The sequence below is a fragment of the Enhygromyxa salina genome (genome assembly GCF_002994635.1).
GTDB classification, from domain to species: domain Bacteria; phylum Myxococcota_A; class Polyangia; order Nannocystales; family Nannocystaceae; genus Plesiocystis; species Plesiocystis salina_B.
The window spans coordinates 1-24,131 of the sequence record NZ_PVNL01000147.1 but is presented as its reverse complement, the minus strand read 5'-3'; the positions used below and the strand labels follow the sequence as shown (position 1 = coordinate 24,131).

Annotated in this window: 22 protein-coding genes and 2 pseudogenes; 12 read left to right on the top strand and 12 right to left on the bottom strand. The window is 67.1% G+C overall.

All coding sequences use genetic code 11. The features are described from left to right. Positions 1-12 precede the first annotated feature (12 nt). Entirely contained in the window at positions 13-801 is a 789-nt protein-coding gene (locus ENSA7_RS39940) for a hypothetical protein (RefSeq protein ID WP_106094695.1), read from the bottom strand. A 269-nt stretch (positions 802-1,070) separates the two neighbouring features. Here ENSA7_RS39940 and ENSA7_RS39935 point away from each other — a divergent pair, with 269 nt between their 5' ends. The 3 genes from ENSA7_RS39935 (at position 1,071) to ENSA7_RS39925 (ending at position 3,566) form a co-directional block, all read left to right on the top strand. Beyond that, entirely contained in the window at positions 1,071-2,060 is a 990-nt protein-coding gene (locus ENSA7_RS39935; RefSeq protein WP_106094694.1) for a coiled-coil domain-containing protein, read from the top strand. Continuing rightward, positions 2,053-3,114 (top strand): coiled-coil domain-containing protein, encoded by a 1,062-nt coding sequence (locus tag ENSA7_RS39930; protein WP_106094693.1) that lies wholly within the window; start codon positions 2,053-2,055, stop codon positions 3,112-3,114. Before ENSA7_RS39935 ends, ENSA7_RS39930 begins: the two co-directional genes overlap by 8 nt. A 113-nt stretch (positions 3,115-3,227) precedes the next feature. Continuing rightward, the gene (locus ENSA7_RS39925) at positions 3,228-3,566 is read left to right on the top strand and encodes a hypothetical protein (protein WP_106094692.1); all 339 of its coding nucleotides are present in this window, start codon (positions 3,228-3,230) and stop codon (positions 3,564-3,566) included. A gap of 8 nt (positions 3,567-3,574) precedes the next feature. Here the strand turns inward: ENSA7_RS39925 and ENSA7_RS39920 are convergent, their stop codons facing one another. Then, positions 3,575-4,444, bottom strand: coding sequence for an MBL fold metallo-hydrolase (locus tag ENSA7_RS39920; RefSeq protein WP_106094691.1), 870 nt, complete (start codon positions 4,442-4,444; stop codon positions 3,575-3,577). 70 nt (positions 4,445-4,514) lie between these two features. Here ENSA7_RS39920 and purE point away from each other — a divergent pair, with 70 nt between their 5' ends. Together purE and ENSA7_RS39910 are read left to right on the top strand one after the other, a co-directional pair. Continuing rightward, positions 4,515-5,024 carry a 5-(carboxyamino)imidazole ribonucleotide mutase gene (gene purE, locus ENSA7_RS39915; protein ID WP_106094889.1) on the top strand — a complete coding sequence of 170 codons (510 nt, stop codon included), beginning with the start codon at positions 4,515-4,517 and terminating at the stop codon, positions 5,022-5,024. A gap of 24 nt (positions 5,025-5,048) precedes the next feature. After that, entirely contained in the window at positions 5,049-6,227 is a 1,179-nt protein-coding gene (locus ENSA7_RS39910) for a serine/threonine-protein kinase (RefSeq protein ID WP_106094690.1), read from the top strand. Positions 6,228-6,236: 9 nt separating this feature from the next. On the opposite strand, the pseudogene ENSA7_RS39905 reads toward ENSA7_RS39910, so the two are convergent. Both ENSA7_RS39905 and ENSA7_RS39900 read right to left on the bottom strand, forming a co-directional pair. Continuing rightward, a pseudogene (locus ENSA7_RS39905) lies at positions 6,237-6,422 on the bottom strand (Rdx family protein); the annotation flags it as partial. Positions 6,423-6,555: 133 nt separating this feature from the next. Continuing rightward, positions 6,556-8,013 carry a WGR domain-containing protein gene (locus tag ENSA7_RS39900; RefSeq protein ID WP_181234587.1) on the bottom strand — a complete coding sequence of 486 codons (1,458 nt, stop codon included), beginning with the start codon at positions 8,011-8,013 and terminating at the stop codon, positions 6,556-6,558. Positions 8,014-8,365: 352 nt separating this feature from the next. Between ENSA7_RS39900 and ENSA7_RS39885 the strand changes: the two genes are divergently transcribed. Continuing rightward, positions 8,366-9,355, top strand: a complete 990-nt coding sequence (locus ENSA7_RS39885; RefSeq protein ID WP_146158697.1) for an MYXO-CTERM sorting domain-containing protein — start codon at positions 8,366-8,368, stop codon at positions 9,353-9,355. Positions 9,356-9,432: 77 nt separating this feature from the next. Here the strand turns inward: ENSA7_RS39885 and ENSA7_RS39880 are convergent, their stop codons facing one another. The 5 genes from ENSA7_RS39880 to ftsW form a co-directional block, all read right to left on the bottom strand. Continuing rightward, a complete protein-coding gene (locus ENSA7_RS39880; RefSeq protein WP_106094684.1) occupies positions 9,433-11,496 on the bottom strand; it encodes a KAP family P-loop NTPase fold protein in 2,064 nt (687 codons plus the stop codon). Positions 11,497-11,669: 173 nt separating this feature from the next. Beyond that, complete coding sequence (locus ENSA7_RS39875; protein ID WP_106094683.1) at positions 11,670-12,848, bottom strand: sensor histidine kinase; 1,179 nt, start codon at positions 12,846-12,848, stop codon at positions 11,670-11,672. Next, positions 12,845-13,909 (bottom strand): cobalamin B12-binding domain-containing protein, encoded by a 1,065-nt coding sequence (locus tag ENSA7_RS39870; RefSeq protein ID WP_181234586.1) that lies wholly within the window; start codon positions 13,907-13,909, stop codon positions 12,845-12,847. The genes ENSA7_RS39875 and ENSA7_RS39870 overlap by 4 nt, the downstream gene beginning before the upstream one ends. 7 nt (positions 13,910-13,916) lie before the next feature. Then, the gene (locus ENSA7_RS39865) at positions 13,917-14,204 is read right to left on the bottom strand and encodes an antibiotic biosynthesis monooxygenase family protein (RefSeq protein ID WP_219908147.1); all 288 of its coding nucleotides are present in this window, start codon (positions 14,202-14,204) and stop codon (positions 13,917-13,919) included. Between the two features lie 176 nt (positions 14,205-14,380). Further along, a complete protein-coding gene (gene ftsW / locus ENSA7_RS39860; RefSeq protein ID WP_181234585.1) occupies positions 14,381-15,652 on the bottom strand; it encodes a putative lipid II flippase FtsW in 1,272 nt (423 codons plus the stop codon). 92 nt (positions 15,653-15,744) lie between these two features. On the opposite strand from ftsW, the pseudogene ENSA7_RS46250 reads away from it, so the two are divergent. From ENSA7_RS46250 to ENSA7_RS39835, 5 genes and pseudogenes are all read left to right on the top strand, one after another. Beyond that, positions 15,745-16,035, top strand: a pseudogene (locus tag ENSA7_RS46250) (RloB family protein); the annotation flags it as partial. Between the two features lie 14 nt (positions 16,036-16,049). After that, complete coding sequence (locus ENSA7_RS45645; protein ID WP_244924064.1) at positions 16,050-16,259, top strand: hypothetical protein; 210 nt, start codon at positions 16,050-16,052, stop codon at positions 16,257-16,259. Between the two features lie 91 nt (positions 16,260-16,350). Then, positions 16,351-17,499, top strand: a complete 1,149-nt coding sequence (locus tag ENSA7_RS44775) for a hypothetical protein (protein WP_181234583.1) — start codon at positions 16,351-16,353, stop codon at positions 17,497-17,499. 85 nt (positions 17,500-17,584) lie between these two features. Further along, a complete protein-coding gene (locus tag ENSA7_RS39840; protein ID WP_106094678.1) occupies positions 17,585-19,066 on the top strand; it encodes an AlkA N-terminal domain-containing protein in 1,482 nt (493 codons plus the stop codon). Beyond that, positions 19,063-19,578, top strand: a complete 516-nt coding sequence (locus ENSA7_RS39835; protein ID WP_106094677.1) for a methylated-DNA--[protein]-cysteine S-methyltransferase — start codon at positions 19,063-19,065, stop codon at positions 19,576-19,578. The genes ENSA7_RS39840 and ENSA7_RS39835 overlap by 4 nt, the downstream gene beginning before the upstream one ends. A gap of 48 nt (positions 19,579-19,626) precedes the next feature. Here ENSA7_RS39835 and ENSA7_RS39830 read toward each other — a convergent pair whose 3' ends face one another. From ENSA7_RS39830 to serC, 3 genes are all read right to left on the bottom strand, one after another. Beyond that, positions 19,627-20,883: a DUF4215 domain-containing protein gene (locus ENSA7_RS39830; RefSeq protein ID WP_244924063.1), complete on the bottom strand. Its 1,257-nt coding sequence runs from the start codon at positions 20,881-20,883 to the stop codon at positions 19,627-19,629. A 450-nt stretch (positions 20,884-21,333) separates the two neighbouring features. Beyond that, complete coding sequence (locus tag ENSA7_RS39825) at positions 21,334-22,047, bottom strand: suppressor of fused domain protein (RefSeq protein WP_106094676.1); 714 nt, start codon at positions 22,045-22,047, stop codon at positions 21,334-21,336. Beyond that, entirely contained in the window at positions 22,044-23,189 is a 1,146-nt protein-coding gene (serC, locus tag ENSA7_RS39820; RefSeq protein ID WP_106094675.1) for a 3-phosphoserine/phosphohydroxythreonine transaminase, read from the bottom strand. The genes ENSA7_RS39825 and serC overlap by 4 nt, the downstream gene beginning before the upstream one ends. Positions 23,190-23,313: 124 nt before the next feature. Here serC and ENSA7_RS39815 point away from each other — a divergent pair, with 124 nt between their 5' ends. Then, entirely contained in the window at positions 23,314-23,829 is a 516-nt protein-coding gene (locus ENSA7_RS39815; RefSeq protein ID WP_106094886.1) for a peptidylprolyl isomerase, read from the top strand. Positions 23,830-24,131 lie beyond the last annotated feature (302 nt).

Sequence of the window (24,131 nt, the reverse complement as noted above, 5' to 3'; positions counted from 1 at the left end):
CGGCGCCCCCGGTCAGGGCACGAAGTCACACACGAACGCGGCCGGGTCGAGCGGGGCGACCATGGAGACCTCGAACACGGGGTCGAGCAGGTCCCCGTTCCACGCGGTGTTCAGCGAGGCGGCGACGTCGATGTCGCCATCACAGCTGCCGTCGTCATCGACGTCGATGTAGGCGAGCAACAGCGGACCGAAGACATCGAAGATCTGGACCGGCTCGGCCCACGCAAAGCTGAACGCGCCGTCGACGACCGTCGCCTCGCCTGCGAACTGCGGGTCGACGTCGGGGTCGCCCCACACCCGGATCGGCATGCCCTCGTGCGCGTCGAAGCCGGCGCCGTCGATCCGAATCGAGATCGGGGAGCCGGGAGGGTGCAGCTCGGCGAGCATGCAGCCCTCGACGGACTGGAAGCACAGGGGGTTGGTGGCGGCGCAGGCAGCAAAGGCCTGGCCGACGGCCGGGTCCCAACCGAGCGACTCGTCCTCGCAGTAGGTCAGGCACGCGTCCTCGGTCAGGCAGCTGTCGGCTGAGAGCACCGCGCACGACTGCTCACAGAAGCTCTCCGGGAGCGGCTCACCGGTGTCGGTGTCACCAGTATCCGGTCCGTCGGTGTCGCCAGTGTCCCCCGTGTCGGTGTCCGTGTCCCCCGTGTCGGCGTCGCCCGTGTCGGTGGCCGTGGCCGTGGTCTCCTCGGTGCCGGAGTCGAGCTCGTCGAGCTCGTCGATGCCCGCTCGGTCCACACAGGCGGCGAAAACGAGGCCAAACAGGGCGACACAGACCAAGGAACGCTCGTGGGCAGGCATGAGGACAAGCTAGCCGCGGCCCGAGACGAAGTGAAACTGTATTATGCGTGCAATATAATATGGCTCAGGCATACAGTCAGGTTCGCGAGTGATTGGGGCCACTCGCACCCGACGTGGGGTCGGCTCCGTTGACGTGCATGGACGCTCGGGGGCGGGTTCGCCCCTGCTCAAAGCCGCATTTTAACCGATCAGGGCGCGAGTTCCCATGGGATCTCGCGAGGTGTCGCTCTAGAATGCCGCGTCGTAACAACCCACGGAGTTCAGATCGAATGAGTAGTACAGAACCCAAGTCGCGAGAAGACATCGAAAAAGCGTTCTCTTCTCTGCTTCGCGCCCACCGCCAGCTGGCGGGCAACATCGAGACCCGGGCGGAGGCGGCCGAGCGCGGTCGTGATCGCGAAGTCGTCGAGCAAGCCTCCGGCTACACCGTCGACAATATCGTCAAGGGCCTCGCCGAGCTTCAGCTCGAGTTCTCGAAGGCGCTCGAGGACCTCTCGGATCGGATGGAGAGCGAGTCCGGCAAGGTCGGGCAGGTGCAGCGGGCGATCGAGATCGAGCGTCGGCGCGTCGCCGAGCTCGAGAACTTGACGATCGCCGCCGAGGCCCTGGCGCTGCTCGAGCGAGAGCACGCGCAGAAGCTCGCCGAGCTGCAGGCCCGAAGCGCCGAGCAGCTGACCGAGCTCGACGCCGAGATCGCCCAGACCCGCGAGCGCTGGGCCAGCGAGGCGGCGACGCGTGAGAGCGAGCTCGCCGAGCTCACCGCGCGCCGCGACGCTGACCGCAAGCGCGCCGACGAGGCCCACGGCTACGAGCTGGCGCGGCAGGACAAGCTCACCGCCAACGACAACGCGCAGGCCAGGCGCGACCTCGAGCGCGAGCTCGCCGAGCAGACCGCGACCAAGGAGAAGGACTGGGGCGCCCGCGAGGCCACGCTCGACCTGCGCGCCGACGACATCGCGGCGCTGCGGACCAAGGTCGCCGGCCGAGACGAGGCGCTGGCCAAGGCCGAGACCCAGGCCCGGGACCAGGCGATCGCCGCGGTCAACCGCGACGCCAAGCACGAAGCCGAGCTCGCGGCCCGCGACGCAGCGGCCGACATCGAGGTGTTCGAGCTGAAGATCAAGACGCTCGAGACTCGCATCGGTGATCAGAGCGGGCAGCTGCAGGAGCTGTCGACACGCCTGAGCGCCGCGCTCAGTCAGGCCCAGAAGCTCGCAAGCGAAGCGCTCAAGAACTCGCGTGAGGTGACCCGTGACTAGCCCGATCAAGGACCTCAACAGCCGCGACACCAAGGCCACGATCCTCGCCGCTTACAAGGAGCTGGCCAAGGCCTACAAGGCGCTCGAGAAGGGTGGGAAGCCGGCGGCGGCGACGCCCGCACCCACGAGCACCGCGCTGGTCAAGGCCAGCGACGCGCCGCTGCCGATCGGCGGCAGTCTCGGCGCGCAGCTGTCGGGGATTGGCTCGCGGATCGGTGAGCACACCAACAGCTTGCAGCGGCGCCTGACGGCGGAGGCCACGACCCTGCTGGGGCTTCAGGCCCAGGTCAACGCGCTCAGCAGTCAGCTGCAGCGACTCTACGAGGTCGACGCGGCCGAGGGCGCGCTCGCCAAGTTGATCGAGAGCTATGACCAGCGGGCCGCCGCCGCCAAGGACGAGCTGTCCAGCAACACCGAGGCCGCCAAGAAAGCGCTGAACGAGAAGCGCGAGCAGTGGGCCAAGCAAAAGGCCGCGCACGAGCAACAGGTCGCCGAGCAGGCCGCCGAGCAGGACCAGGTCCGCGCCCGCGAGGCCGAGGGCTACGAGTACGACCTCGACCAGCGCCGCAGGCAAGAGCAGGACGAGCGCGCGCAGGCGGCCAAGGCGTTCACGGCCGAGCTCAGCAACCAGCGCGAGGCTGCGCAAGCCGGGTGGGCCGCCCGTGAGAAGGCGGTCGCCGAGCGCGAGGCCGAGCTGCACACGCTCGAGGAGGAGGCCGCCGGTCTCGACGCCGCGCTGGCCGAGGCGCGCAAGCGCGGCGAGTCGGTCGGTCTGGGCATCGCCCGGCGCGACACCAAGTCCGCGGCGGAGCTGACCAAGAAAGACACCGACGGCAAGCGGCGGGTCTACGAGCTGCGCATCGCCAGCCTCGAGGAGACGCTGGGCAAGCAGGCCGGGCAGATCGAGGCGCTGTCGAACCAGCTCGACACCGCGCTCGGCCAGGCCCAAGACCTGGCGGTCAAGGCGATAGAGGGCGCGTCGAACTCGACCTCGTTCGAGGCGATCCGCGAGATCGCGATGGAGCAGGCCAAGAACTCGAGCAAGGGCAAGTAGTCGCGTGATCAGCGAGGGCCGCTCGGCCCTCGCTGATCCAGAGATCCTCCCGCGCGCGCGCGGGCGGATCAGTTCGCGCTTTGTGTGGCGCTGTTCGAGGGGCTCTACGGCCGGTGATCGCAGGCGAGCTCGAGCCGCCGCCCAAGGGCTCGTCGGTTCCGAGCTGGCTGCGGGCGGTCGTGCGTCACTCGAGCGCCGGGGACCCCGAGCTGGCTCAGGCCAGCTTCGAGCACGCGCTGCCGACCTACGCGACGATCGAGGCCCCGCCAGCGATGGTCGCCGATCCGGAGCTCGGGCTCGCAGAGATCCTGCTGCAGGTCCCGGGGCGCGAGGCCGGCGGGGAGCGGCTATTCGCCAGCGCCTACGCGCGCGCGCTCGCGGCGGGTGAGACGGGAGCGCCGCTGTTGGCGAAGATCCGCGACAAAGCCAGCGAGCTCGGGATCACGCTGTAGCGCGCCGATCAGTCTGACGTCGCGTCCCAGGCCACGCGCGCGAGCGTCTCGGCAGCGCTGAACTTGCCCTTGTCGTCGCGGCTGATCGTCGCGGCCGCGACCGCCGGATCGTGGGTGAAGAACGCCCACCCGCCCTCGGCGACCACGCGCTCGAGCATGGCCTGCTTCTCTTCGATGAGCAGCTCGGGGTAGCGGTCGTAGCCCATGGTGATCGGCAGGTGGACCCACGGCACCCCGGGGATGAGGTCCCCCATGAAGGTCACCGGCCCGCGCGGGCCTTCGACGCGAGTCAGCATCAGGCCGGGCGTGTGGCCTTGCGAGAACGAGAACGAGAACGCCGGCCCGAGCGTGGCGCTGCGCTCGGTGCCAACGAGCTCGAGTCGACCGGTGCCCTGCAACAGCTCGCACAGCCCGGGGATGAAGCTGGCACGGTCGCGCGGGTGCGGGTGTTGGGCCCGGTCCCATGCCTCGCTACCGACCACGTAGGCGGCGTTCGGAAACGCCAGCTCGAGCTTGCCCTCAGTCTGTGCCCACGCGCGCAGCAGCCCGCCCGCGTGATCGAAGTGCAGATGCGAGAGCACGACCACGTCGACCTGCTCGGGCGTGACGCCGAGCTCGGCGAGCGAGGCCAGCAGCACGTGCTCCGACTCCTGGACCCCGTAGCGCTCGCGCAGCTTGGGCTCGAAGAACGCCCCGATCCCGGTCTCGAGCAGGATCGTGCGATCTCCGTCGCGCACCAGCAGCGAGCGGCACGCGAGATCGATCCGGTGCTTCTCGTCGGCGGGCGCCCAGCGCTCCCACAGGACCCGCGGGCAATTGCCAAACATCGAGCCGCCATCGAGCTTTTGGGTGTTGCCTTCGACCGAGTGCAGCTGCATGGCGCCGGCATACCACGGCCTTGCCGTCGCGTCGGCCGCCGCATAATCTCCGGCCAGCCCGGTGACGAGCATGAACGACAAAGCAGCAATTCGCGTAGGTATTCTGATGGGCAGCGAGTCGGACTGGCCGACGGTCCAACACACGGCGCTGACCCTCGACGAACTCGGCGTTGGCAACGAGGCACGGGTGCTCTCGGCACACCGCAGTCCGGACGCCGCGGGTGAGTACGCGCAGACGGCGGCCGAGCGGGGCCTGCAGGTGATCATCTGCGCGGCGGGTGGGGCCGCCCATCTCGCCGGCGTGATCTCGGCGCACACCCACCTGCCCGTGCTGGGAATCCCCATGAAGGGCTGGTCGACCGACGGGCTCGACGCGCTGTTGTCGACGGCGCAGATGCCCGCGGGGATCCCGGTTGGGACCCTGGCGATCGGCAAGGCGGGAGCCAAGAACGCGGCGCTGTTGGCCGTTGCGATCATGAGCTTGTCCGACCCCGAGCTGCGCGACCGCTATCTGGCGTTTCGCAAGGCCCAGACCGAGCGGGTGTTGGCGACCGAGCTGCCGCCGGCCGGCACCGCCTGATCCGGATCTCGTGCTGGACTCGCCATGACCCCCGTCTTTATCCTCGCGATCATCTTTGGTTCGATCACGCTGTGGCGCATGATGGCCATGACGCACAAGGAGCGCATGGCGAAGATCGGCACGGGCAACGCCGCTGGCGACCCCAAGATGCTCGCGGCCGCCAGCGACCGAGACGCCTACGTCAAGGAGCTCGAGGGCCGGGTACAGCACCTCGAGACGATCGTGTGCAGCGTCGACTTCGAGCTCAACGCCAAGCTCAACCGGCTGGCGTCTCATCAGCTGCAGCTCGGTGACGCCGCGACCAAGGCGATCCACGGGGTCATCTCGGGGGCCGGGGCTGGTGGTAGCTCAGCTGCGGCAACGCGGGTCGCTCCGGCCAAGCCGCTGTTCTCGCTCGAGCCCGGCCAGCGAATTGGTGATCGCTTCGTGATCGAGCGCAGCCTCGGTCATGGGGGCATGGGCGCGGTGTACCTGGCCAACGACGAGCGGCTGACCGAGAAGGTCGCGCTCAAGATCATGCACGGCATGGCGCTGCTCGATCCAAGCGCCAGCGATCGCCTGCGTCGGGAGGCCAGCGCGGCCCGACGGATCACGCACCCGAACGTGGTCAAGATCCATGACGTCGGCGATGACCAGGGCCACCTGTTCCTGTCGATGGAGTTCGTCGAGGGCCAGTCGCTCGCGCAGCTGATCAGCCGCCACTCGGTGCTGCCGCTCGAGCGCGTGCGCGGCTATATCTCGGAGATCTGCGAGGGCCTCGCGGCTGCTCACGCGCAGGGCGTGATCCACCGGGATCTCAAGCCAGCCAACGTGATCGTGACTCCGGATCAGCGCGTGAAGATCATCGACTTTGGGCTCGCGCGGGTCGCCGATCTCGAGGGCATGACCGCGACCGGGATGCTGCTGGGCACGCCCGAGTACATGGCGCCCGAGCAGATCAAGGGCGGCAACCTGGACGGGCGCACGGATCTGTACGCGCTCGGGGCCCTGACCTATCACGCGATCACGGGGCGCCCGCCGTTTACCGGGGACACGCCGATCGGGGTCAGCCTCGCGCAGGCGACCGAGCAGCCGATCCCACCGAGCGCGCTGCGGCCCGGGTTGGACGCGGCGTGGGATGGGTTCGTGCTGCGGGCGCTGAACAAGGCGAAGGAAGATCGCTTCGAGACCGCGCAGGCCATGCGCGAAGCGCTGCCGCGCTAGATCGAGTAGCTACATCCGGTCCAGCACGAGGGCGGGAATCTCTGCGTAGCGCGGGAATGCATGGGTTTTGAGCTTGCTGTAGATCAGCTCGCCATCGAGGGTGATCTCGAAGGCGCCGCGATCGCCTTTGATGAGCTCCGCCTCGATCTCACTACCAAACTTCGCCTCGAGCTCGGCCACCAGACCGGTGGCTTGCGGGAGGTAGTTTCAGCGTACGCAGTAGAGGATCTGGATCTTCATGGCGCAGGCACAGTAGCACCGAACGTGCGCTCCGCCGAGTCGCTACCCGCCTACGACTCCGCGGCGGTCGACGCGGCCGCCGACCCTGCTACTCGCCGACGGTGGTGTAGTAGTACTGCTCGCCGTCGTAGACATCCGGCGTCTCCTGCCGCCCGATCTTCACAATATCGCCAAGCGCCGCGCGCAGCTGCGTGGCCTGAACCGACGAGATGTAGTTGTTGGCGAGGTTCAGCGACTTGAGGTGCTTGAAGCGCGGCGCATTGTCAATGATCGCCTGAACCCCGGCGCCGCGCATCGTGCCCATTGATAGATCGACGCTCTGCACCTGCGCGAGCAGCTTGGACGTTGCGAGCGCGACGGCGATCTCGTCTTGCATCTCCGAGTTCTGCAGTCCGAGGTGCCTGAGCTTGGGCAGCGTGGTGGTGGAGAACAGCGGGCGCAGGGCCTCGATGTTGGTGGTGCCACCGTAGTCGGTTCGGCCAAACCAGATCTCCATGTGGGCGAGCTCGGGCAGCTTGGCCTTGGCCAGGCTCACGACCGCGGCCTCGGGGAGGCCGCCGGACTCGATCTCGAGCCGCGCGAGCGTGGGGTGCTCGAGCGCGCCGAGGTCGAACCCAACCCCGCGCAGCCGCAGGGTTCGGAGGTTCGGGGCCTTGGCATACAGCCCGCTGATGTCCCCGTGGCTGACCCACGAGATCTCTTGCTGCTCGGCGTGAAAGTCCCCGATGAACACGGTCTCGAGGCGCGGGTGGACGATGCCCTTGGCGATCGCTCGATGGGCATCCACCAGGCCCCCGCCTTCCCAGTCGGTGAGCCCGACGGTGAGCTGCTCGATGTACTCACTGGCCGGCGAGGCCATGATCGCCGCGAGCACCTCTCCCGCGTCGGGTCCGTCGAAGTCGTACTCGGGCGAGCCGACGTTGGCCCGCTTGATGTAGCCGAACTCCCAGGTCAGGCGGGCGACCTTCTCGAACCCGTCCTCGGTCATGAGGTCCTGCAGGGCCGCACCAAAGAAGTGGGTGGCGTGCTCGCGCTCGAGCTCCTTGAGCGCCTTGGCGAGCTTGCGCCGCTCGGGCGACTTGGACCCGGTGGCCGCGTGGGCGATCGACAGGGCGATCCGCTGACCCCAGGGATCGCCGGCTGCCTGCAGCTTGTCGGCGAGCACGGCGAAGTCGTGCTCGGGCTCGGCGGCGTCTTGCTTGGCCGGGCTCGCGGGCGCCGATCCGACCTCGGCGTAGCCCTTGCGGACCTTCTCTTGGATCTTCTTCTCGGCCGCGGCCGCGGCCTTGTCTGCGCTGGCGAAGCTCTTGGTCTGGGTCTGACCGTCGGTGCCGACCTTGCCGTAGCGGGCCGTGAAGCTCACGCCATCGACCTCGATCTCCCAGAACTTGTATGAGCGACTGTCTTTGAATTCGAAGCGGCGCACGCCTGTACTCTGGGCCAGTCGGTCGGGCCCGGTCAAGCACGTTGTGACCTCCACGAACGGCTTGGCAGCTCGCCGACGGTTGTCGCTTCGCTCGTCGGGGTTGGCTGTGCGCGGGCGCATGTGTGGCCCCCCGTAAGGAGGCTCGTCGCCGTCAGCCGTGAGCTGACCTGAGGCACACATCACGAGTTTCAGATCGCCACATGGCGCCCTCCGGCGTTCACACTACTCTGCGGATCATGATGAACTCCATCAGCCATCGGGCGCCCCTGGTCCTGGTCGTGTTGCTCAGCGGATGTGGCACAAACTGCGACGGCCGGGAGTTGAGCGACAATGGCCAGTATTGGGTCCAGCCCAGTCTGTACGACCTCCTGGGCCACGAGAGCCGCCGGGTTCTGGTCGGTACCGAGTTCTATGTGGAGATCGCAGATCTTGCGGTCGAGGGCGAGATTGATGGCGATCAAGGGGGCATCGAGTGCGTGGGTCGGGCCGGCAGCGGCGTCCTCGACGAATACGAGCCGTCCTACTTTCGCGTGACCGCGGCCGGAGAGGGCGCCGTCGAGCTGCTCAGCCCTCGATCGCGTGCCCGGCCAACACCGACGTCCTCGCCGAGCTTGGGCCCGATCGCTATGCGATCATTGGCGTTGACGCGCAGGACGTCACCGCCCGCTGGGTCCCCGAAGCTGGCGCGAGGATCGCGGTCGATTGGGTCGAACCCGGGCCGGAGGGCGCATTTCCAGATCACTTCGACGCCCCGCTCGACGAGCTGTTGGTCACGAGCGGTCAGCCCTTCACCGCCGCTCCGGTGTTGCTGCAGCCGGCGCTCGGCGAGCGCGTCGAGGTGCGCTACTCGGTCGCGCAGGTGATCGCGGATCCCGAATTCGCTGCGGTAGCGATGGCGGATCCAGACGCGGAGACACCGGTCGTCCCGTCAGGCTTGGACGTCGAGCCAACGCTCGAGATTGCCGGGCACGAAATGCAGATGCCGCGGGTGCGGGCCGTCGGTGTCGAGCAGATCACCGAACTCGAGCTGGTGGCCACGTATGCCCGCGAGGACGCCGGTCCGCGCGAGTGGGGGACGCCGCGGCACGTCGTCGCGGTCGCGCGCGATGCAGCAGGGCATCGGGTGGTCGGGCCACCGGTAGAGTGGACGCTGACGCAGGGCAACCTGGCGCTGACGGCTTTCGGCGAGCGGCTCGCGCTCGAGGACATCTGCAGCGACTCGCCCAAGGTCGCGCGCAGCGACAGCGCGACCATCGAGGCACGGATCGGCGAGGTGGTCAGCAGCGTCGAGCTCGAGTGGACGGCGCTGCCGGACGATCGACGTCGGCGCGAGGACCCCAACTGCGAACAAGTGGGCTGCAGCTGCTCGAGCGGCGGGGACGGGGGCGCGCCCGAGTCGGTGTTCGCCGTGTTCGCGCTGCTCGGCTTTGCGGGTTGGGAGCGTCGATCTCGGCGGCGTTGAGACGCCGAGGTTCGAGCTCAGTCAGGGACACACGACCCCCAATGTCGTCACGTGGGCCTACTGCCCCAAGCGGGCGCTCACGTGCATGCGTAGCGAGTTCCACGGGCTCGCCCCGTGTAGGTCGCCTCGCCGCTCTCAATCAAGCGATTGAGCGCCCGACGTACCTGCGGCTTGTTGCCGCCAACGTGCTCTTGGACCTCGCGCGCCGGGACAAACTCGCCCCCGCGGCTGCGCAAATACTGGAGCACCCGAGCATCGTAGCGAGCCCGTCCAGAGTCGGAGCGTGTGTCTGGACCGTTGGTCGAGCTCTTCCATTCGTCGCGGAGCATCGCAACGGTCCGCTCTTCGTCGTCGCCATCGACAACCCAGTAGCTGGACGGGTTGATGCGCTGCGAGTGCTCTCGTGTCGTCAGCTCACGAAACCCTCGCTCCTCGAGCATCTGCAGGACACGAAGGGTCTCCTCCTTGAGTGGAACCGAGACTCCGTCGACGATCACGCGAAGTCGGGAGATTTCATTGTCGTAGTCGGGCGTGCGCCGAATGTCTTGATCAAACTCCTCGGCGACGGGGTCCCAAAACACCAAATCGGGCCGCTCTGCAAAGCTGCTCATGGTCTCGGCGAGCTCCTTGAAACCGACGTTTCGCCGCCCCCGAGCCGGCGAAGCCTCGACGTCTTTGCTGCTCTCGGCCTCGACGGAGGTCGATGACGTCACGCTCAGCGCGGTCCTGAGGATCTCGAACTCCTGGGGTGAGTAGACGCCATCGCCGTTGAGGTCGACGGCTTGCAGCGCGACGAGGGCGAGCCTCTGCATGCGCTTGTGCATGCCCGTATCAGTGGCCGCGGTGAACCGGCGAAGATCTGTGGCGAGCGCCTGGATCTCGCCGGTTCCATATTCATCATCGTCGTCATCGTCCACGTGTCGCTGCAATCGTCGCAGGCGATCACCGAGCCGTGTGGCGACATGCTCGAACGCGTCGGACTCGTCGCTCTGTCCGAGCAGCCCGTAGATCCCAGGATCGCCCAGTGTCACGAGGACACGAAACGGAACATCCTGCTTGGCGAGCAATGAGTACATCTGCGGTAGCGAGACCTGCATGCACGCGAACACCAGGGTGACGAGGCGCTCGGCGTCGGCGACGTCATCTCGCCCAATTCGCATGAGGTGCGAGAATAGCGAGTGAATGTTGAGGGCGCGCTTGAGACTTCGTGGGTTGTTGCCAACCGACAGCTGGATCAGCTCGGTCGCGGACTTCTCGAAGAACGCGCTGGCCGCTGGCGACAGCTCTCCGTAGACCCGCTCAAAGTGGCTCTGCAGAAACACGTGCGTGGTGTAGCGCTCGACCGGCATCCGGTACGGGACCTGGATGATCTTGTCGAAAAAATTTTTGCCCTCACTCTCCCGGAACTCACCGGTGTCGTAGCCTTTGCGCTGACGAAGGCCGCGGATCACCACATCATAGTCAATGGCGAGCACGAACACGCAGCCCTCGACATCAATGAGATTTTTGACGGCCTCGAGTAACTCGACGGCCTTGCTCGGCGCGAGGCGATCGAGGTCATCAATGTAGATGACGACTCGTTCTACGCTTCCTTTCTCGCGACCTTGCAGGAGAATGTCGCTGATGACCTCGGCGAAGTCCGCCTTCATCTGTTCGAACAGTCCGGCGTCGTCGACCTCGCCACGGCCTTCGAGCGCGTCGACCAGGCTCTGGCCCTGCAAGGTGAATCCGCCTTTGCGCAGCTCGGAGGCTTGGACGACGGCGCGAATGAAGCGGCTGGCGTTGTGCCAGACCTTCTTCGACGCCTTGCCCTGGAGCTTGATCTTTTGCATCAAGTTGACCAGCATCGAGCTGGCCAGCTGCTCCTCGTTGCCAAACTGCGCATATTGCCAGGTGTTGAACCAGACATTGAGCGCCTTGCCGTTCCCGAGCTTGGCGCGCACGAGGTTCATGAGCGATGTCTTGCCGGAGCCCCAGTCCCCTTGAATGCCGATCGTCATGGGCATACTGCACATTTCGATGAATCCAGCCAGCGCCGCCGCGTGCTGATCGAGGCCGAGCAGGTCTCGGTTGTCGATGGCCTCGCCGCGGAGAGGATCGATGGGGAGGTCAGGAAAGCCGGTCTTCGACACTGTCGCCATTTCCCGGGATGTTGCCAGGCTTGGTCGACCTCCCCTATGCTGCAAGTCTGCGCAGGGGGCGAGCGCGATTCCGAACTCGACCGGCCAGGTTCTGGCCGCGCAGAATATGGAGAGTCCCTTTGGCTGCGTGAGATGCGCCTGGGGTGCCCCTACGCGTAACTCATCCAAGCAACTCAGCCCGGCGCCTCGCAGGTGGGGAACCGCGCGCGAAACGAGGACCCGACGCCAACCTCGCTCTCGACCCAGATCTGCCCCCCGTGCCCTTCGACAATGCGCTTGACGATCGCAAGCCCGAGCCCCGTGCTCTTCTCACCGGCCGTGGCCTTGACGCTGGTGGTGCGAAACGCCTCGAACACATAGTCGAGCTCGGCGGGCGGAATACCCTGGCCACGATCACGAACCTCGACGATGACATGGTCCGAGTCGAGCTCGACGCCGACGCCGACCTCGGTCCCCGGGTGCGAGTACTTGATCGCGTTGGACAAGAGGTTGTTCATCACCTGCTCGAGCTTGCATGCGTCACCGTCGATCCAGATCGGCTGATCGGCGCGCGTGAGCTCGAACGAGATGTCTTTGTCTTTGGCGACCGTCGCATTGCTGATGACGGCGCGCGCGACGAGCTCGCCGAGCTCGAGCGGCTTACAAACGAGGTTCAGCCTGCCGGCCTCGATCGCCGAGATGTCGAGGAGGTCCGTGACCATCTCGGCCATGAATTTGGTCATGCTGGAGATCGACTCGAGGAACCTGATCTGCCGGCTAGACAGCGGATTCGGGTCGCGGTGGATCAGCTTGATGAAGCTGAGCACAGTCCCGAGCGGGTTGCGGAGGTCGTGGGCGACGAACGCCAGGATTCCATCCTTTTGGGCGTTGATCCTCGCGAGCTCGGCGTTCTTCTTGGCGAGCTCGCGCTGAACCGTGGCCATCTCATTGTTGAGCTGCGTCAGTTGCTCGAGTGAGACGGCGTCACGCCTGCGCCCTGCGCCCTGACTCAGCACCGCTCGCAGCGCGTTCGTGTGTTCGTTGTTCATCTCCATCAGCTCGGTCACGAGGTCACCGCCATCGTCGTCTGGGGCGGTCACAATTAACATCGATCGCCCATCGCGGGTCACACCCGTGACCCGGATCGCGGTGAGCTCATCGGCGATCTCTGCGGTCAGGTCCCAGTCTACGGCCGCACCCGTGGTCCGAAGCTCGTCCAACATGGCGCAGGCCTTGAGCGTGGACTCCGGGCTGAGCAACGTGATGAATGGCTGATCTCGCGCGTGGCTCAGATCCAGGAACGGGGCGTCGCGCACGACGTCACGCACGATCCCTGCCAGGTCACACACCAATATGGCGCCGATCGGGCTCACGGCGCCTCAAACAAGGTGTTGGCGATTGCCACGGCTGTGTTCGCATCGACGCTGTGGGCATCTGCGCCCAGCCGACGGTGGAGCTCGGGGTCGCGGTTGAAGCAGTATCCACCGACCATGATCGTGGTGTGTGCGGCGTCGGCATCGGTCCGCACCGCATCAATCAGCTCGCGGACGCGGCCCAGGTGAACGGTCAGGGTGGCCGAGATTGCCAGCAGCTTCGGCTGATGCTCGTTGATCGCGGCGAGCAACGCCGGGGCTGGGGTGTTCGCGCCAAAGTAGACAGTGTCCCAACCATCGAGCTCGAACAGATCGGCGACCATGCGTGCGCCGAGCTCGTGGAGCTCGCCAGATACACAGCTCACGATCATGGTGCGCCCGGACCTGGGCTCGGCGAACAGCTGCGGGTACAGCTGCGACATGATCAGCTGGGCCGCCGCGGTGCAGTAGTGCTCTTGCGCGATGCTGATCTCGTTGAGCTGCCACAGCCGCCCGAGCTCGTGCTGGGCCGGCTGGAACACGTGCATGTACATGTCTCGAATCGAGGCCCCGGCCGCGACGGCGTCGAGGATCAGCTGCGACGCACCGCGCCGTTCCCAGTCCAACAACAGACGCAGATACTCGCGCGCAAGCTGGCCATGGGGCTCACTGTCGCGGAGTAGGGTCGGGATGTCGCCGGTTGGACCCGAGAGCGCGAGCAGGGCGTCATCGACCATCGCCGCTGCCGCCTGCGTCGAGGTCTCGCGCCCGAGGATCTCGAGGAGACAGCGAAGGTTCATGTCCAGGTCGGCCACCGGTACCCCACGGCTCTCGAGCATGCTGCGCGCCCACTGGACGTAGCTCGTGAACAGCACGGGGCTGTCAGCCGCCAACGCTTGCTCGAGATAGGACAGGTGGTAGTGCGCGTCCTCCAGACAGCGTACGCGGCCCGGGGCACCGTAGCGGGCCACGAGCTGGGGTACGCGCTCGTAGTGGAGCGCCACCGTCGCTGACGCGAGTTCGGCGGCGCGCGCGTGCAGCTCACGCGACACTCGGGTCCGCTGTTGTCGTTCGGTGGTCATGGTCATCTCAGCGGCACAGCTGGTTGAACATCCGAAGTGACGTCTGCTTGGGATCGAGCTTGAGGCCCCTGGGGATCCCGGCGTGCGAGTCCCTGAAGGTGTGGCCGCGGTGCCACGTGCGGAAGCTGTCCTCGTCGGTCCACCATGTCATCAGCCAGAACTCCGCTGGCTGATCGTGGGGGATCAACACCTCCATGCGCACAAAGCCGCGGGCCTGGTCAACGAAGTGTGGACGATCGAGGAACGCGGCGCGGACCTGTTCACCCATTCCGTTTGCGACCACGAAGCGACTCATCGCAACGACCATCGTCGATTGATCTGCCTGACTCATGGCGGGCTCGGCGACATCAACTGTCGGCCGTCGAGCCTGACCGGTCTTTGTCGAGTTGCAACGAGGGCGCGAGTGCCAAGTGACTCAGGCAGGAGCGGCGGCGCCCTCGCTGAGTCCGCTTCGCCTGCTCGACGAGCCCCTCAAACCGGCTGTTTGCGGACGTTGGCCCGGGCCCCGCGGGGGTCGACCTTGGGCGTGCTCACGCGCTTGCGCAGCTTCGCGGGCTTGCTGGTGCGCTCGCGCCGACGCCCACGCATGTCACTGAGCGCCCACGGCTCGGGCCGGCGGGAGATCGACAGCAACACCCCGATCGACGCCATCGACACCAACAGGCTCGAGCCGCCGTAGCTCACGAACGGCAGCGTGATCCCCTTGGCCGGCATGACCGCCAGCACGACCGCCATGTTGATCAGCGCCTGCAGCCCAAACAGCGCAGACAGACCAATCGCGAGGTAGGTGCCGAATCGATCGTGGGCCTGCCGCGCGATCACCAGGCCACGCCAGACCAGCAGCGCGAACAGGCCGATCACCGCAAAGATCCCGATCAGCCCCAGCTCCTCGCCGATCGTTGCGAGGATGAAGTCGGTGTGGTTCTCGGGCAAAAAGCCCAGCTTCTGGCGTCCGTTGCCGAGCCCCAGGCCAAACGGGCCGCCCGAGCCAATCGCTATCAGCCCTTGCTCGACCTGGTAGTCGTCACCCGACAAGAAGCTCTCGACCCGCTCGCGGCGGTAGCCAACGTTGACGATCTGCGACCAGGCCAGCGGCGCCGCGACCATGATCGCCGCCAGCACCCAGCTCGCCCGGGTCCCGGCCACGTACAGCAAGATCAGGCTGACGCTGCCGAGCAGCACCGTGGTGCCCAGATCTTTCTCCATCAGCACCAGCGCCATGGTCCCGCAGGCCGCGATCATCGGCGGCAAGAACCCGGTCTTGAAGCTGCGGATCTGCTCACCGCGGCGGGCCAGGGTCGCGGCCAAGAACACCGCAAGCGCGATCTTGGCGATCTCCGAGGGTTGCATGTGAACCGGACCCAGGTCGATCCAGCGGCGCGCGCCGTTGATGTCCTCGGAGATGAACAACACCAGGACCAACATCCCGGCGGCGAACGCCATCAGCTGGGGGGCAAAGCGGCGGAGCAGGCGGTAGTCGACCCGGCTGACCGTCAGCATCACGCCGACCCCCAGCGCAAAGAAGATCGCCTGGCGGCGCAGGAAGTACTCCCACGAGCCGGAGGTGCGGCTGCCCAGCCACGCGCTGGAGCTGTAGACCATGACCAGGCCGACGCAGCCGAGCGCGAGGGCTGCGAAGAACAGCCACGGATCCATGGCTTGATCCGCGCCCGACCTTCGTCGCCGAGGCTCGGTCACGGGGCCCTGTTCGGGCTCGGCTGCCACGTTGACGGTCTCCGACACGGTGGCGAGCCAAGCACGGGCGGGGGGAGTTTCCAAAAAACTGGCCGGCGCTGACCCCGACTGTCGAGGCGCCGTCTGCGCCGGGGTTCTCGGTGCTGTGCGAGGGGAAGCGGACCGAGCCTGACTATATTCGTGGATTGCAGAGGTGGTGTCGCAATCATCTCGTGGATGTCGTGATATCGTCCGAGTGCGGCGTGCCGCTGACATTGGTCAAGTTGGCGAAAGAGCCAAGCGCGAGGGCACGCGCGGACGCGAAACGCCAACGCGATGATTTTCTAGCCTACGATCAGGTCTGGTGCGTGTTCGATGTGGATGAGCACCCGAATTTATGTGAAGCCGTCGACATGGCCCAGGCGAACGACATCGACATCGCCGTCGCCGTCTCTAACCCAGCTTGGTGGCGGGCTACGACAAGAAGGTCGAGTTCTCGACCTACGAGTCGGGCTACGGCGACGCTGTGCTACGTGCGTCCAGGCTTCAGCGGGCGTGCGACGCCGACAACGAACCTCGGCGGAACCCGAGCACTGGCGTCGCCGTACTGACGGAGATCATTCGCCAGTACTCGAGCGCGGGGCGGGACTCGACTCCTGATCAACCCGACGACTGACCCCGTAGCCAAGCAGACGAAGATCTCGCTGGTGTCGTCGTTTCACGCTATCGTCGCGGCCATGCAGGTGCGCTTGCCCTTACTGACCTCGATGACCGCTCTAACCCTGGCCATGAGCCTCAGCTGCAAGGGTGGCACGGGCGACGACGGAGGCGACGTCGACACGACCGGCGACACAGATCCAAGCGGGGACGGCGACGGCGACCCGAGCGGGGACGGCGACGGCGATCCAAGCGGGGACGGCGACGGAGATCCAGCCGGGGACGGAGACGGCGATCCCAGCGGGGACGGGGACGGAGACGGCGACCCCGGCGACTGCGCAGGCTACTTTCCGGCCGGCGCCGTGTGGTGCGAGGACGTCACGAACGCGGCGACCACCGCCGACTCCGACACGGTGACCGCCTGGCTCGAGCAAGCCGGGTGGGGCAACAACGACACCTTCCAGATCGACTTCTCGATCGAGGTGCTCGAGGCCGACGCCAACACGCCGCGCATGAGCTTCGAGGCGACGGGGGCCTTCTACACGCCGGACTGCGACTGGGTCGACGTACCGGTGCCGGCCGTTGGCGCGATCGAGGGGGAGTCCGGCTACGAGTGCACGAGCGACGGCGACTGTCACCTGATCGTGGCCGCGCGCGACGAGGACCTGCTCTACGAGATGTGGCGCGCCAACATCGTCGACGGCACGTTCTACGGCGGCTGCCTGGCGGTCTGGGACATGACGAAGATCTACGACGACGAGGGTCGCGGACAGGGCTGCACCAGCGCCGACGCGGCTGGGTTTCCGATCGCGCCGCTGCTGTTCACCGCCGACGAAGTTGCGAGCGGATCGATCGATCATGCGATCCGCTTCATCCTGCCCAACGCCAACATTCGCGATCTCATCTACTCGCCGCCCGCGACCCACAGCACCAACGCGACCTCCGGTCCGGCTCAGGCGCCGCCCTATGGGGTGCACCTGCGGCTGCGGGCTGACTATCCGCTCGACAACCTGCCCAACGAGGCCGCGCGGGTGGTCGCGCGGGCGCTGCAAAAGTACGGGATGTTCCTGGCCGACGGCGGCCAGATCGCGCTGACCGGGCAGAGCGATCGCTACTCCACCAACAAGTGGGACGGGCTGTTGGCGCCGCAGGACCTCGTGGCGCTGCGTCCGATCGACTTCGACGTGATCGACCACGGGCCGCTGCTCGACTGGGGGCAGCAAGAGTGCACCCGAACGCCGCTCGGGACCCCGCCGTGAGTCGGCAGGTTGCGTCGCAGGTCTGTTTCATGGTCAGGTCCGAAAACGGCCAGACGGCGCTGGCCGAACGCGCTACACCGACCTCGTGAAGCTCGACGGCAGCCACTGCTATCGTGCCTTGAAGGCCCGGGACGCCCGGTTTGACGGGTTGTTCTTCGTCGGCGTCGAGTCCACTGGCATCTACTGTCGACCGATCTGTCCGGCGCGCACGCCCGCCGAGCGGCGCTGTACATTCTTCGATCACGCGGCGGCGGCCGAGCGCGCCGGGTTTCGGGCGTGCCTGCGCTGTCGACCGGAGCTGGCGCCGGGCCGGGCTCGCGTCGACGCGCTGTCGCGGCTGGTGCGGGACGCGAGCGGGCGCATCGAGGCTGGCTATCTCGACGAGCACAGCGTGGACGACCTGGCGCTGGCGCTCGGGGTCTCGGCCCGGCACTTGCGGCGCGCGATCGAAGCCGAGCTGGGGGTCTCGCCGATCGAGCTGGCGCGCACGCGTCGGCTGGCGGTGGCCAAGCGGCTGCTGCATGACAGCGAGCTGTCGTGCGCCGAGATCGCGTTCGCGGCCGGGTTCTCGAGCGTGCGCCGGTTCAACGCGTGCGTGCGCGAGCGGTTTGGGGTGCCGCCGTCGGCGCTGCGTCGGAGGCGTCCTGGGTCCTCGGCTGCTCGGGTGGGCTTGGGAGCTGAAGGCAGCCTGACGCTGCGGCTCGACTATCGACCGCCGCTCGACTGGCGCGCGCTGCTGGAATTCTTGGCCGGGCGCGCGATCCCGGGGGTCGAGCAGGTCGAGGACGGGTGCTATCGGCGGACCGTGGCCGCGATCCCGGGTGACCCCGCGACCGCGGGCTGGCTGCAGCTGCGCCACGATCCCCAGCCAGACCGCCCGCGGCTGCACGCGACGCTGTCGCTGTCGCTGGCCAAGCGACCGCTGCAGATCGTCGCGGCCCTGCGCGCGCTGTTTGATCTCGACGCCCAGCCACAGGTGATTCACGAGGTGCTCGGCCGCGATCGCAAGCTCGCGCAGCTGCTCGCCCGGCACCCGGGTCTGCGGGTCCCCGGCGCGTTCGATCGGTTCGAGATCGCGGTCCGGGCCGTGCTCGGTCAGCAGGTCAGCGTCGCGGCTGCGACCACGCTGGCGGGGCGGCTCGCGCAACGATTTGGCACGCCGCTCGAGGGTGCGCCCGCGGGGCTCGATCGCGTGTTCCCGGACGCGGCCACGCTCGCGCAGGTCGAGCTCGGGCAGCTCCGCGAGATCGGTCTGACGGGTGCGCGGGCGGCCACGCTCTCGGCGCTCGCCCGGGCCCTCGTACACGGACAGCTCGCGCTCGACGGCGACCCCGAGCGAGCGCAGGCGCAGCTGCTGGCGCTGCCCGGGATCGGGCCCTGGACCACGCAGTACATCGCAATGCGAGCGCTGCGATGGCCCGACGCGCTGCCAGCGGGCGACCTGGTGTTGCGTCGAGCGCTCGGCGTGACCACCAGCCGCGCGTGCGAGCAGGCGGCGCAGACCTGGCGACCGTGGCGAGCCTACGCGGTCATGCAACTGTGGAAACACGAAGCGGAGCGAGCATGAGTGAACTTCAACAACGTCTGATCACCACGCCGATCGCCCAGCTGCGACTCGTCGCCTCACCGCGCGCGCTCGTGGGCGTGTACTTCCCGGATCACCGCGCCGCGTCACCACCCAGCTACCCCGAAGCCGGCGCCCACGCGATCTTGGATCTCGCGATCGCCGAGCTGAACGAGTACTTCGCCGGGACGAGGCGCTCGTTCACGATCCCGCTGGAGCCGCGCGGGACCGAGTTTCAGCGGTTGGTCTGGGCGGCCCTCACCGAGATCGAGTTCGCGGGCACGCGCAGCTACGGCCAGCTCGCGGCGGCGATCGGTCGACCTCGCGCGGTGCGTGCGGTCGGGGCCGCGAACGCCCGCAATCCGCTGTCGTTGGTCGTGCCCTGCCATCGCGTGATTGGCAACGACGGCGCGCTGACGGGCTACGCGGGCGGACTCGAGCGCAAGCGTTGGCTGCTCGCGCACGAGCTAGCGCACCGACCTGATGCCATGTTTCAGCTTGGATCAGGCTTCTGACCCGGGCCGCACCCATCGCGGGTGCGGCCGAGTCGTGAACGCAGACGCTCAGTCGGCGTGGAAAATTTTCCGCTCCCAGCCGTTGTTGCCGTTCAAGGTGGTGCTGCCGCACCGATAGCCGCTGGTGATCGTGTCATTGCCGGTGTGCCAGCACATGCGGAACTGCGGGTTGGAGTTCTCGACGTCGCAGGAGTTGCGGTTGACGGCGTTGCCGCCCTGCGCGAAGCCCATTGACCAGCTGTTGCTGTAGTACCAGGCCACCCCGTTGGCCTGGTGGGTGGTGTTGGCCCCGTTGCCGGTGTTGAACAACACGTCCGCGCGATCTGCCATTGCGAGCACGGTGTAGTTCTGTGAGCCGACTTGGCGGCAGGCCTGGAGCAGCTTGGAGCCGGTACAGTTCTGGGCAAGGATGGTGTTGGTCAGGCTGGGAGATACATTCCCGTACAGGCCGGACCAGCACTCGGTCCAGCCCTGGAGGGTCCCCGGCGCGACGTTGGTCTGCACGCCCATCGCCCAGTAGAGGTTGCTGGTGCAGTCGTTCGCGCACGAGTCGTTGTTGTTGTTGTTGCCGTCGTCGCAGTCTTCGACGCCGTCCTGGACGAAGCCGTCGCCGCAGACCGCGGCGGAACAGGTGATGCAGTCGTCGGTGTCGACCCCGTTGGCGTCATCGCACTCCTCGAGCAGGGCGTGGACGAAGCCGTCGCCGCAGATCGCCGCGGAGCACTCGATGCAGTCGTCGGTGTCGACCATGTTGGCGTCGTCGCACTCTTCGTTGCCGGCCCAGATGTAGCCATCGCCACACGTCGCCGCCTCGCACGCGGCGCAGTCGTCGGTGTTGTCGTTGTTGCCGTCGTCGCAGACCTCGTCGCCCTGCAGCATGCCGTCGCCACAGGTGCCGGACATGCACATGCTGGTGCAGCCGTCGTCGTCGACGTCGTTGCCGTCGTCGCACATCTCGACGCCCTCTTGCACGATGCCGTCGCCACACACGGCGTTGTTGCAGGCGTTGGTGCAGTCGTCGGTGTTGGTGGGGTTGCCGTCGTCGCACTCCTCGTCGCCCTCGACCAGGCCGTCGCCGCAGAACGCCGAGTCGCCGTCGCCGTCGCCGCTGGGATCTGGATCCCCGTCCCCGTCGCCCGGATCTCCGTCGCCGTCGCCGGTGGTGTCACTCATGTCGCCATCGCCATCGCCCGCCGCCGTCGTGAGCGTGACGAAGGTGGTGGAGTCGGAGTCGGAGCCATCGGAGCAGCCGACGGCGCAGACGAGAGAAGAGAAAAGCAAAGCCGGGACGACGGATCGTGTCATGGGCCGAGTATGCAAAATTTTGGGGCGTGGGTACCCCGCCCCAGCGCCGGGTATGCGTTATCCGTGGCGATTTCACACAGCGATCGCGAAGATGGCCCCACCCGTGGGCGCGGCCATCTTCGTCAGGAACCGGCGGTCAGTTGGCCTGGAAAATCTTCCGCACAGGCCGCTCCAGCGCTCGGTCCAGCCGGTCAGGGTCTGGGGGCACGTCGGTCTGCACGCCCATGGCTCAGTGGAGTGTGGACGTGCAGTCACTCGCGCACGCGTCGTCGTCGACGTCGTTGCCGTCGTCGCACTCTCGACGCCAGCGTCAGGTACCTGTACTGTAGGTAATCAGGCAGCTATGGTGGTGGCAATCGAAATTGCGCGTAGCAGCTATTGCTGACTCGCGGCCACGACGCGAGCCACGGGTTGTACTGTGCTCATGTTGGCGCTGCAGGCCAACTGGATCTAGAGCGTGATACCGAGAGCATACCGCCGTAGCACTTTGCTGCACTCGGGGTCCTCGGTGAATGATGCGCGCGCTGGATCGGTGATCGCGAACGGCGACAGCTCGGCGATGCACGCGACGAGATCCCCGAGCTCGAGGCCGTCGAGGATCTCGAGCTCGCGCGGCGCGACGCCAAACAAGCGCAAGAACAGCAGCGATCCGTGCGCGGTATTGATCTTGCCGAGCAGCGGATCGGGCAGGCAGATCAGCCCAGTCAGCGCGCAGTCTTGGGGGCCATCGCTGTCGGGCGCGACCAACGACGCGCCCAGGTCGATCGCGTGACCCGAGTCGAAGCTGGCGCCGGTCGAGAGCACGTGACGACCAATGCTCTGCAGCAGCCGGAGCGGCCACGCGGGCGGACGTTCACCGCTGGAGACACTGGCCGCGGCCGGCAGGCGCATGCTCAGCTCGAACCCAAAGCCCGACACGCTCGGGTCGCTCGAGGTCTTGTCGAACAGCTCGCTGAGCCCGTAGGTCACGTAGAGCCAGCCCGCCGGAGCGCTCGTGGCCCACACCGTCACGGCGGGCAGCGGGTTTTGGGTCTCGAGCTCGTAGGCGGTGCGGCTGGTGAACTGGTGGGGGATCTGTCCGCCGAAGTGCGCGCCGACCCAGCGGTCGATCGCGTCCCATCCTGGTGCTGGGATCTTGGCGTCGTCGTCTTGTGCTTCGCTCATCCCTTGCGCTCGAACTCTTGCATGAACTCGCACAGCGCGGTCACGCCAGCAAGCGGGAACGCGTTGTAGATCGAGGCGCGGCAGCCACCGGCGCTGCGGTGGCCCTGCAGCCCAGAGAACCCGGCCGCCGTCGCTTCTTTGACGAAGCGCTTGGTCAGGGCGTCCTCTTGGCCGCTCGGCGCGCCGCCGAGCCGCCAGACCACGTTCATGCGCGAGCGCGAGCCGGACTTGGCCAGCGGCGTGTACAGCGACGAGCTGTCGAGCAGGGTGTAGAGCGCGTCGGCCTTGGCCTGGTTTCGCGTGGCCATGCCCGCGACCCCACCGTTGTCTCGGACCCACTCGAGCATGAGCTTGAGCACCAGCGCGCCAAAGGTGTTGGGGGTGTTGTAGAGCCCGCCTTTGTCGGCGTGGGTCTTGTAGCGAAGGATCATCGGCACGCCGGCCTGGGGTGGCTGGGCCGCGACCCACTCACGCTGATACCAGACCAGGGTCACGCCCGAGGGGCCCAGGTTTTTTTGCGCGCCCGCGTAGCCGAAGGTCGCGCGCTCGAGGCCCATGGGGCGGCTGCCGATGTTGCTGCTGGCGTCGACGATCACCGGGGTGTCGACCTCCGGGAGCGACTCCCACTCGGTGCCGAAGATCGTGTTGTTGCTGGTCACGTGCAGGTAGCACGCCTGCTCGGGCAAGCTCGCTGGCAGCGCGGGGATGTGGTCGTAGCTGCTGCTCTTCGAGCTGGCGACCACGGCGGTCTCGTGCCCGCGGGTCTCGGCGACGACCTTGCTCTCTTTGATCGCGTTGGCCGACCACGAGCCGGTGTCGACGTAGCAGGCCGTGCGCCCGGCGGCGGCGAAGTTGAGCGGGATCATGCCGAACTGCAGCGAGGCGCCACCTTGGAGCAGCAAGACCTCGCAGCTGTCGGGGATCCCCAGGACCTCGTGGACCAGCGCGATCGCACCCGTGTGGATGGCGTCGAAATCTTTGCTGCGGTGCGAGATTTCCAGGAGCGACAGGCCGATGCCCTCGCCGTCACGCGCGTGGGCGTTGCTGCGAAGCTCGAGCACCGACGAGGCCGCGCGCTCGAACACCTCAGGCGGGAGGATCGCGGGTCCAGCAGAGAAATTGAAGATCTGGGACGCTGCCATGCGCCCAAGGTACCTGGGCCGTGTCCCTAGATCGAGACCCGCTCGGGTGGTAGATTCTCCCGCCGTGTCGCACCGCACCAGCTTCCCCCCAGTCAAGGAACTCGTCCCCGGCGAAGGCCCGCTGATGGCCACGTTCCAAACCACCCTGGGCAATTTCACCGTGAAGCTGCTCGAGGACCTCGCGCCAAACACGGTGTCGAGCTTCGTCGGCCTCGCCACGGGGATGGGCGAGTGGGTCGACCCGGTGTCCGGTGCGCCGGGGACCGGGCGCTACTACGACGGCGTGATCTTTCATCGGGTCATCGCGGGCTTCATGTTGCAGGGCGGTGACCGGACCGGCACCGGGCGCGGTGGGCCTGGCTATACGTTTGACGATGAGTGCAACCCGCAGGCCAGGCACGTCAAGGCGGGGATCTTGTCGATGGCCAACGCCGGGACCCGGGGTGGGCGCGGGTCGAACGGGAGTCAGTTCTTCGTGACCCTGGGACCGACGCCGCACCTGGATGGGAAGCACACCGTGTTTGGAGAGGTGGTGGTGGGGCTGGATGTGGTCGAGGCGATCGGGGCGACTCGGACGGCTGCGGGGGATCGGCCGATCTCGGATGTTCGGATTGAGACGGTTGACGTCCGCCGCGGGTAGGGCGGAGGGCAGACCGGACTCCGAGTCTTCGAGCTGATCCTCAGATCAGCTCGGGGATCAGCTTGGGATCTAGCTTTGGCCACGGTCGCGCAGCGTTCGCCGCTGCGAGGGTGTGGGGGTTGCGTGCGCGAGGCTCAGAACGCCCGAACGCAGTCCTCCTGAACCCCAGTCTCAACCGCCCGAGGCCCACGAGCCGCCCGCACGATCCCAAGCGCCGCATCCACCCCGACCCCCCGACTCCGCAACCAAGCCGCCGCCACCATCCCAGATCGCCCAAGCCCCCCCACGCAGTGCACCAACAC

Excerpts from the sequence above, each read along its gene's own strand:
- ENSA7_RS39935 (WP_106094694.1), top strand. The coding sequence starts at position 1,071 with ATGAGTAGTACAGAACCCAAGTCGCGAGAAGACATCGAAAAAGCGTTC.
- ENSA7_RS39870 (WP_181234586.1), bottom strand. The coding sequence starts at position 13,909 with ATGACCACCGAACGACAACAGCGGACCCGAGTGTCGCGTGAGCTGCAC.
- ENSA7_RS39815 (WP_106094886.1), top strand. The coding sequence starts at position 23,314 with ATGGCCACGTTCCAAACCACCCTGGGCAATTTCACCGTGAAGCTGCTC.
- purE (WP_106094889.1), top strand. The coding sequence starts at position 4,515 with ATGAACGACAAAGCAGCAATTCGCGTAGGTATTCTGATGGGCAGCGAG.
- ENSA7_RS39900 (WP_181234587.1), bottom strand. The coding sequence starts at position 8,013 with ATGCGCCCGCGCACAGCCAACCCCGACGAGCGAAGCGACAACCGTCGG.
- ENSA7_RS39880 (WP_106094684.1), bottom strand. The coding sequence starts at position 11,496 with ATGGCGACAGTGTCGAAGACCGGCTTTCCTGACCTCCCCATCGATCCT.
- serC (WP_106094675.1), bottom strand. The coding sequence starts at position 23,189 with ATGGCAGCGTCCCAGATCTTCAATTTCTCTGCTGGACCCGCGATCCTC.
- ENSA7_RS44775 (WP_181234583.1), top strand. The coding sequence starts at position 16,351 with ATGACCGCTCTAACCCTGGCCATGAGCCTCAGCTGCAAGGGTGGCACG.
- ENSA7_RS39825 (WP_106094676.1), bottom strand. The coding sequence starts at position 22,047 with ATGAGCGAAGCACAAGACGACGACGCCAAGATCCCAGCACCAGGATGG.
- ENSA7_RS39910 (WP_106094690.1), top strand. The coding sequence starts at position 5,049 with ATGACCCCCGTCTTTATCCTCGCGATCATCTTTGGTTCGATCACGCTG.
- ENSA7_RS39920 (WP_106094691.1), bottom strand. The coding sequence starts at position 4,444 with ATGCAGCTGCACTCGGTCGAAGGCAACACCCAAAAGCTCGATGGCGGC.
- ENSA7_RS39835 (WP_106094677.1), top strand. The coding sequence starts at position 19,063 with ATGAGTGAACTTCAACAACGTCTGATCACCACGCCGATCGCCCAGCTG.
- ENSA7_RS39940 (WP_106094695.1), bottom strand. The coding sequence starts at position 801 with ATGCCTGCCCACGAGCGTTCCTTGGTCTGTGTCGCCCTGTTTGGCCTC.
- ENSA7_RS39830 (WP_244924063.1), bottom strand. The coding sequence starts at position 20,883 with ATGACACGATCCGTCGTCCCGGCTTTGCTTTTCTCTTCTCTCGTCTGC.
- ENSA7_RS39865 (WP_219908147.1), bottom strand. The coding sequence starts at position 14,204 with ATGAGTCGCTTCGTGGTCGCAAACGGAATGGGTGAACAGGTCCGCGCC.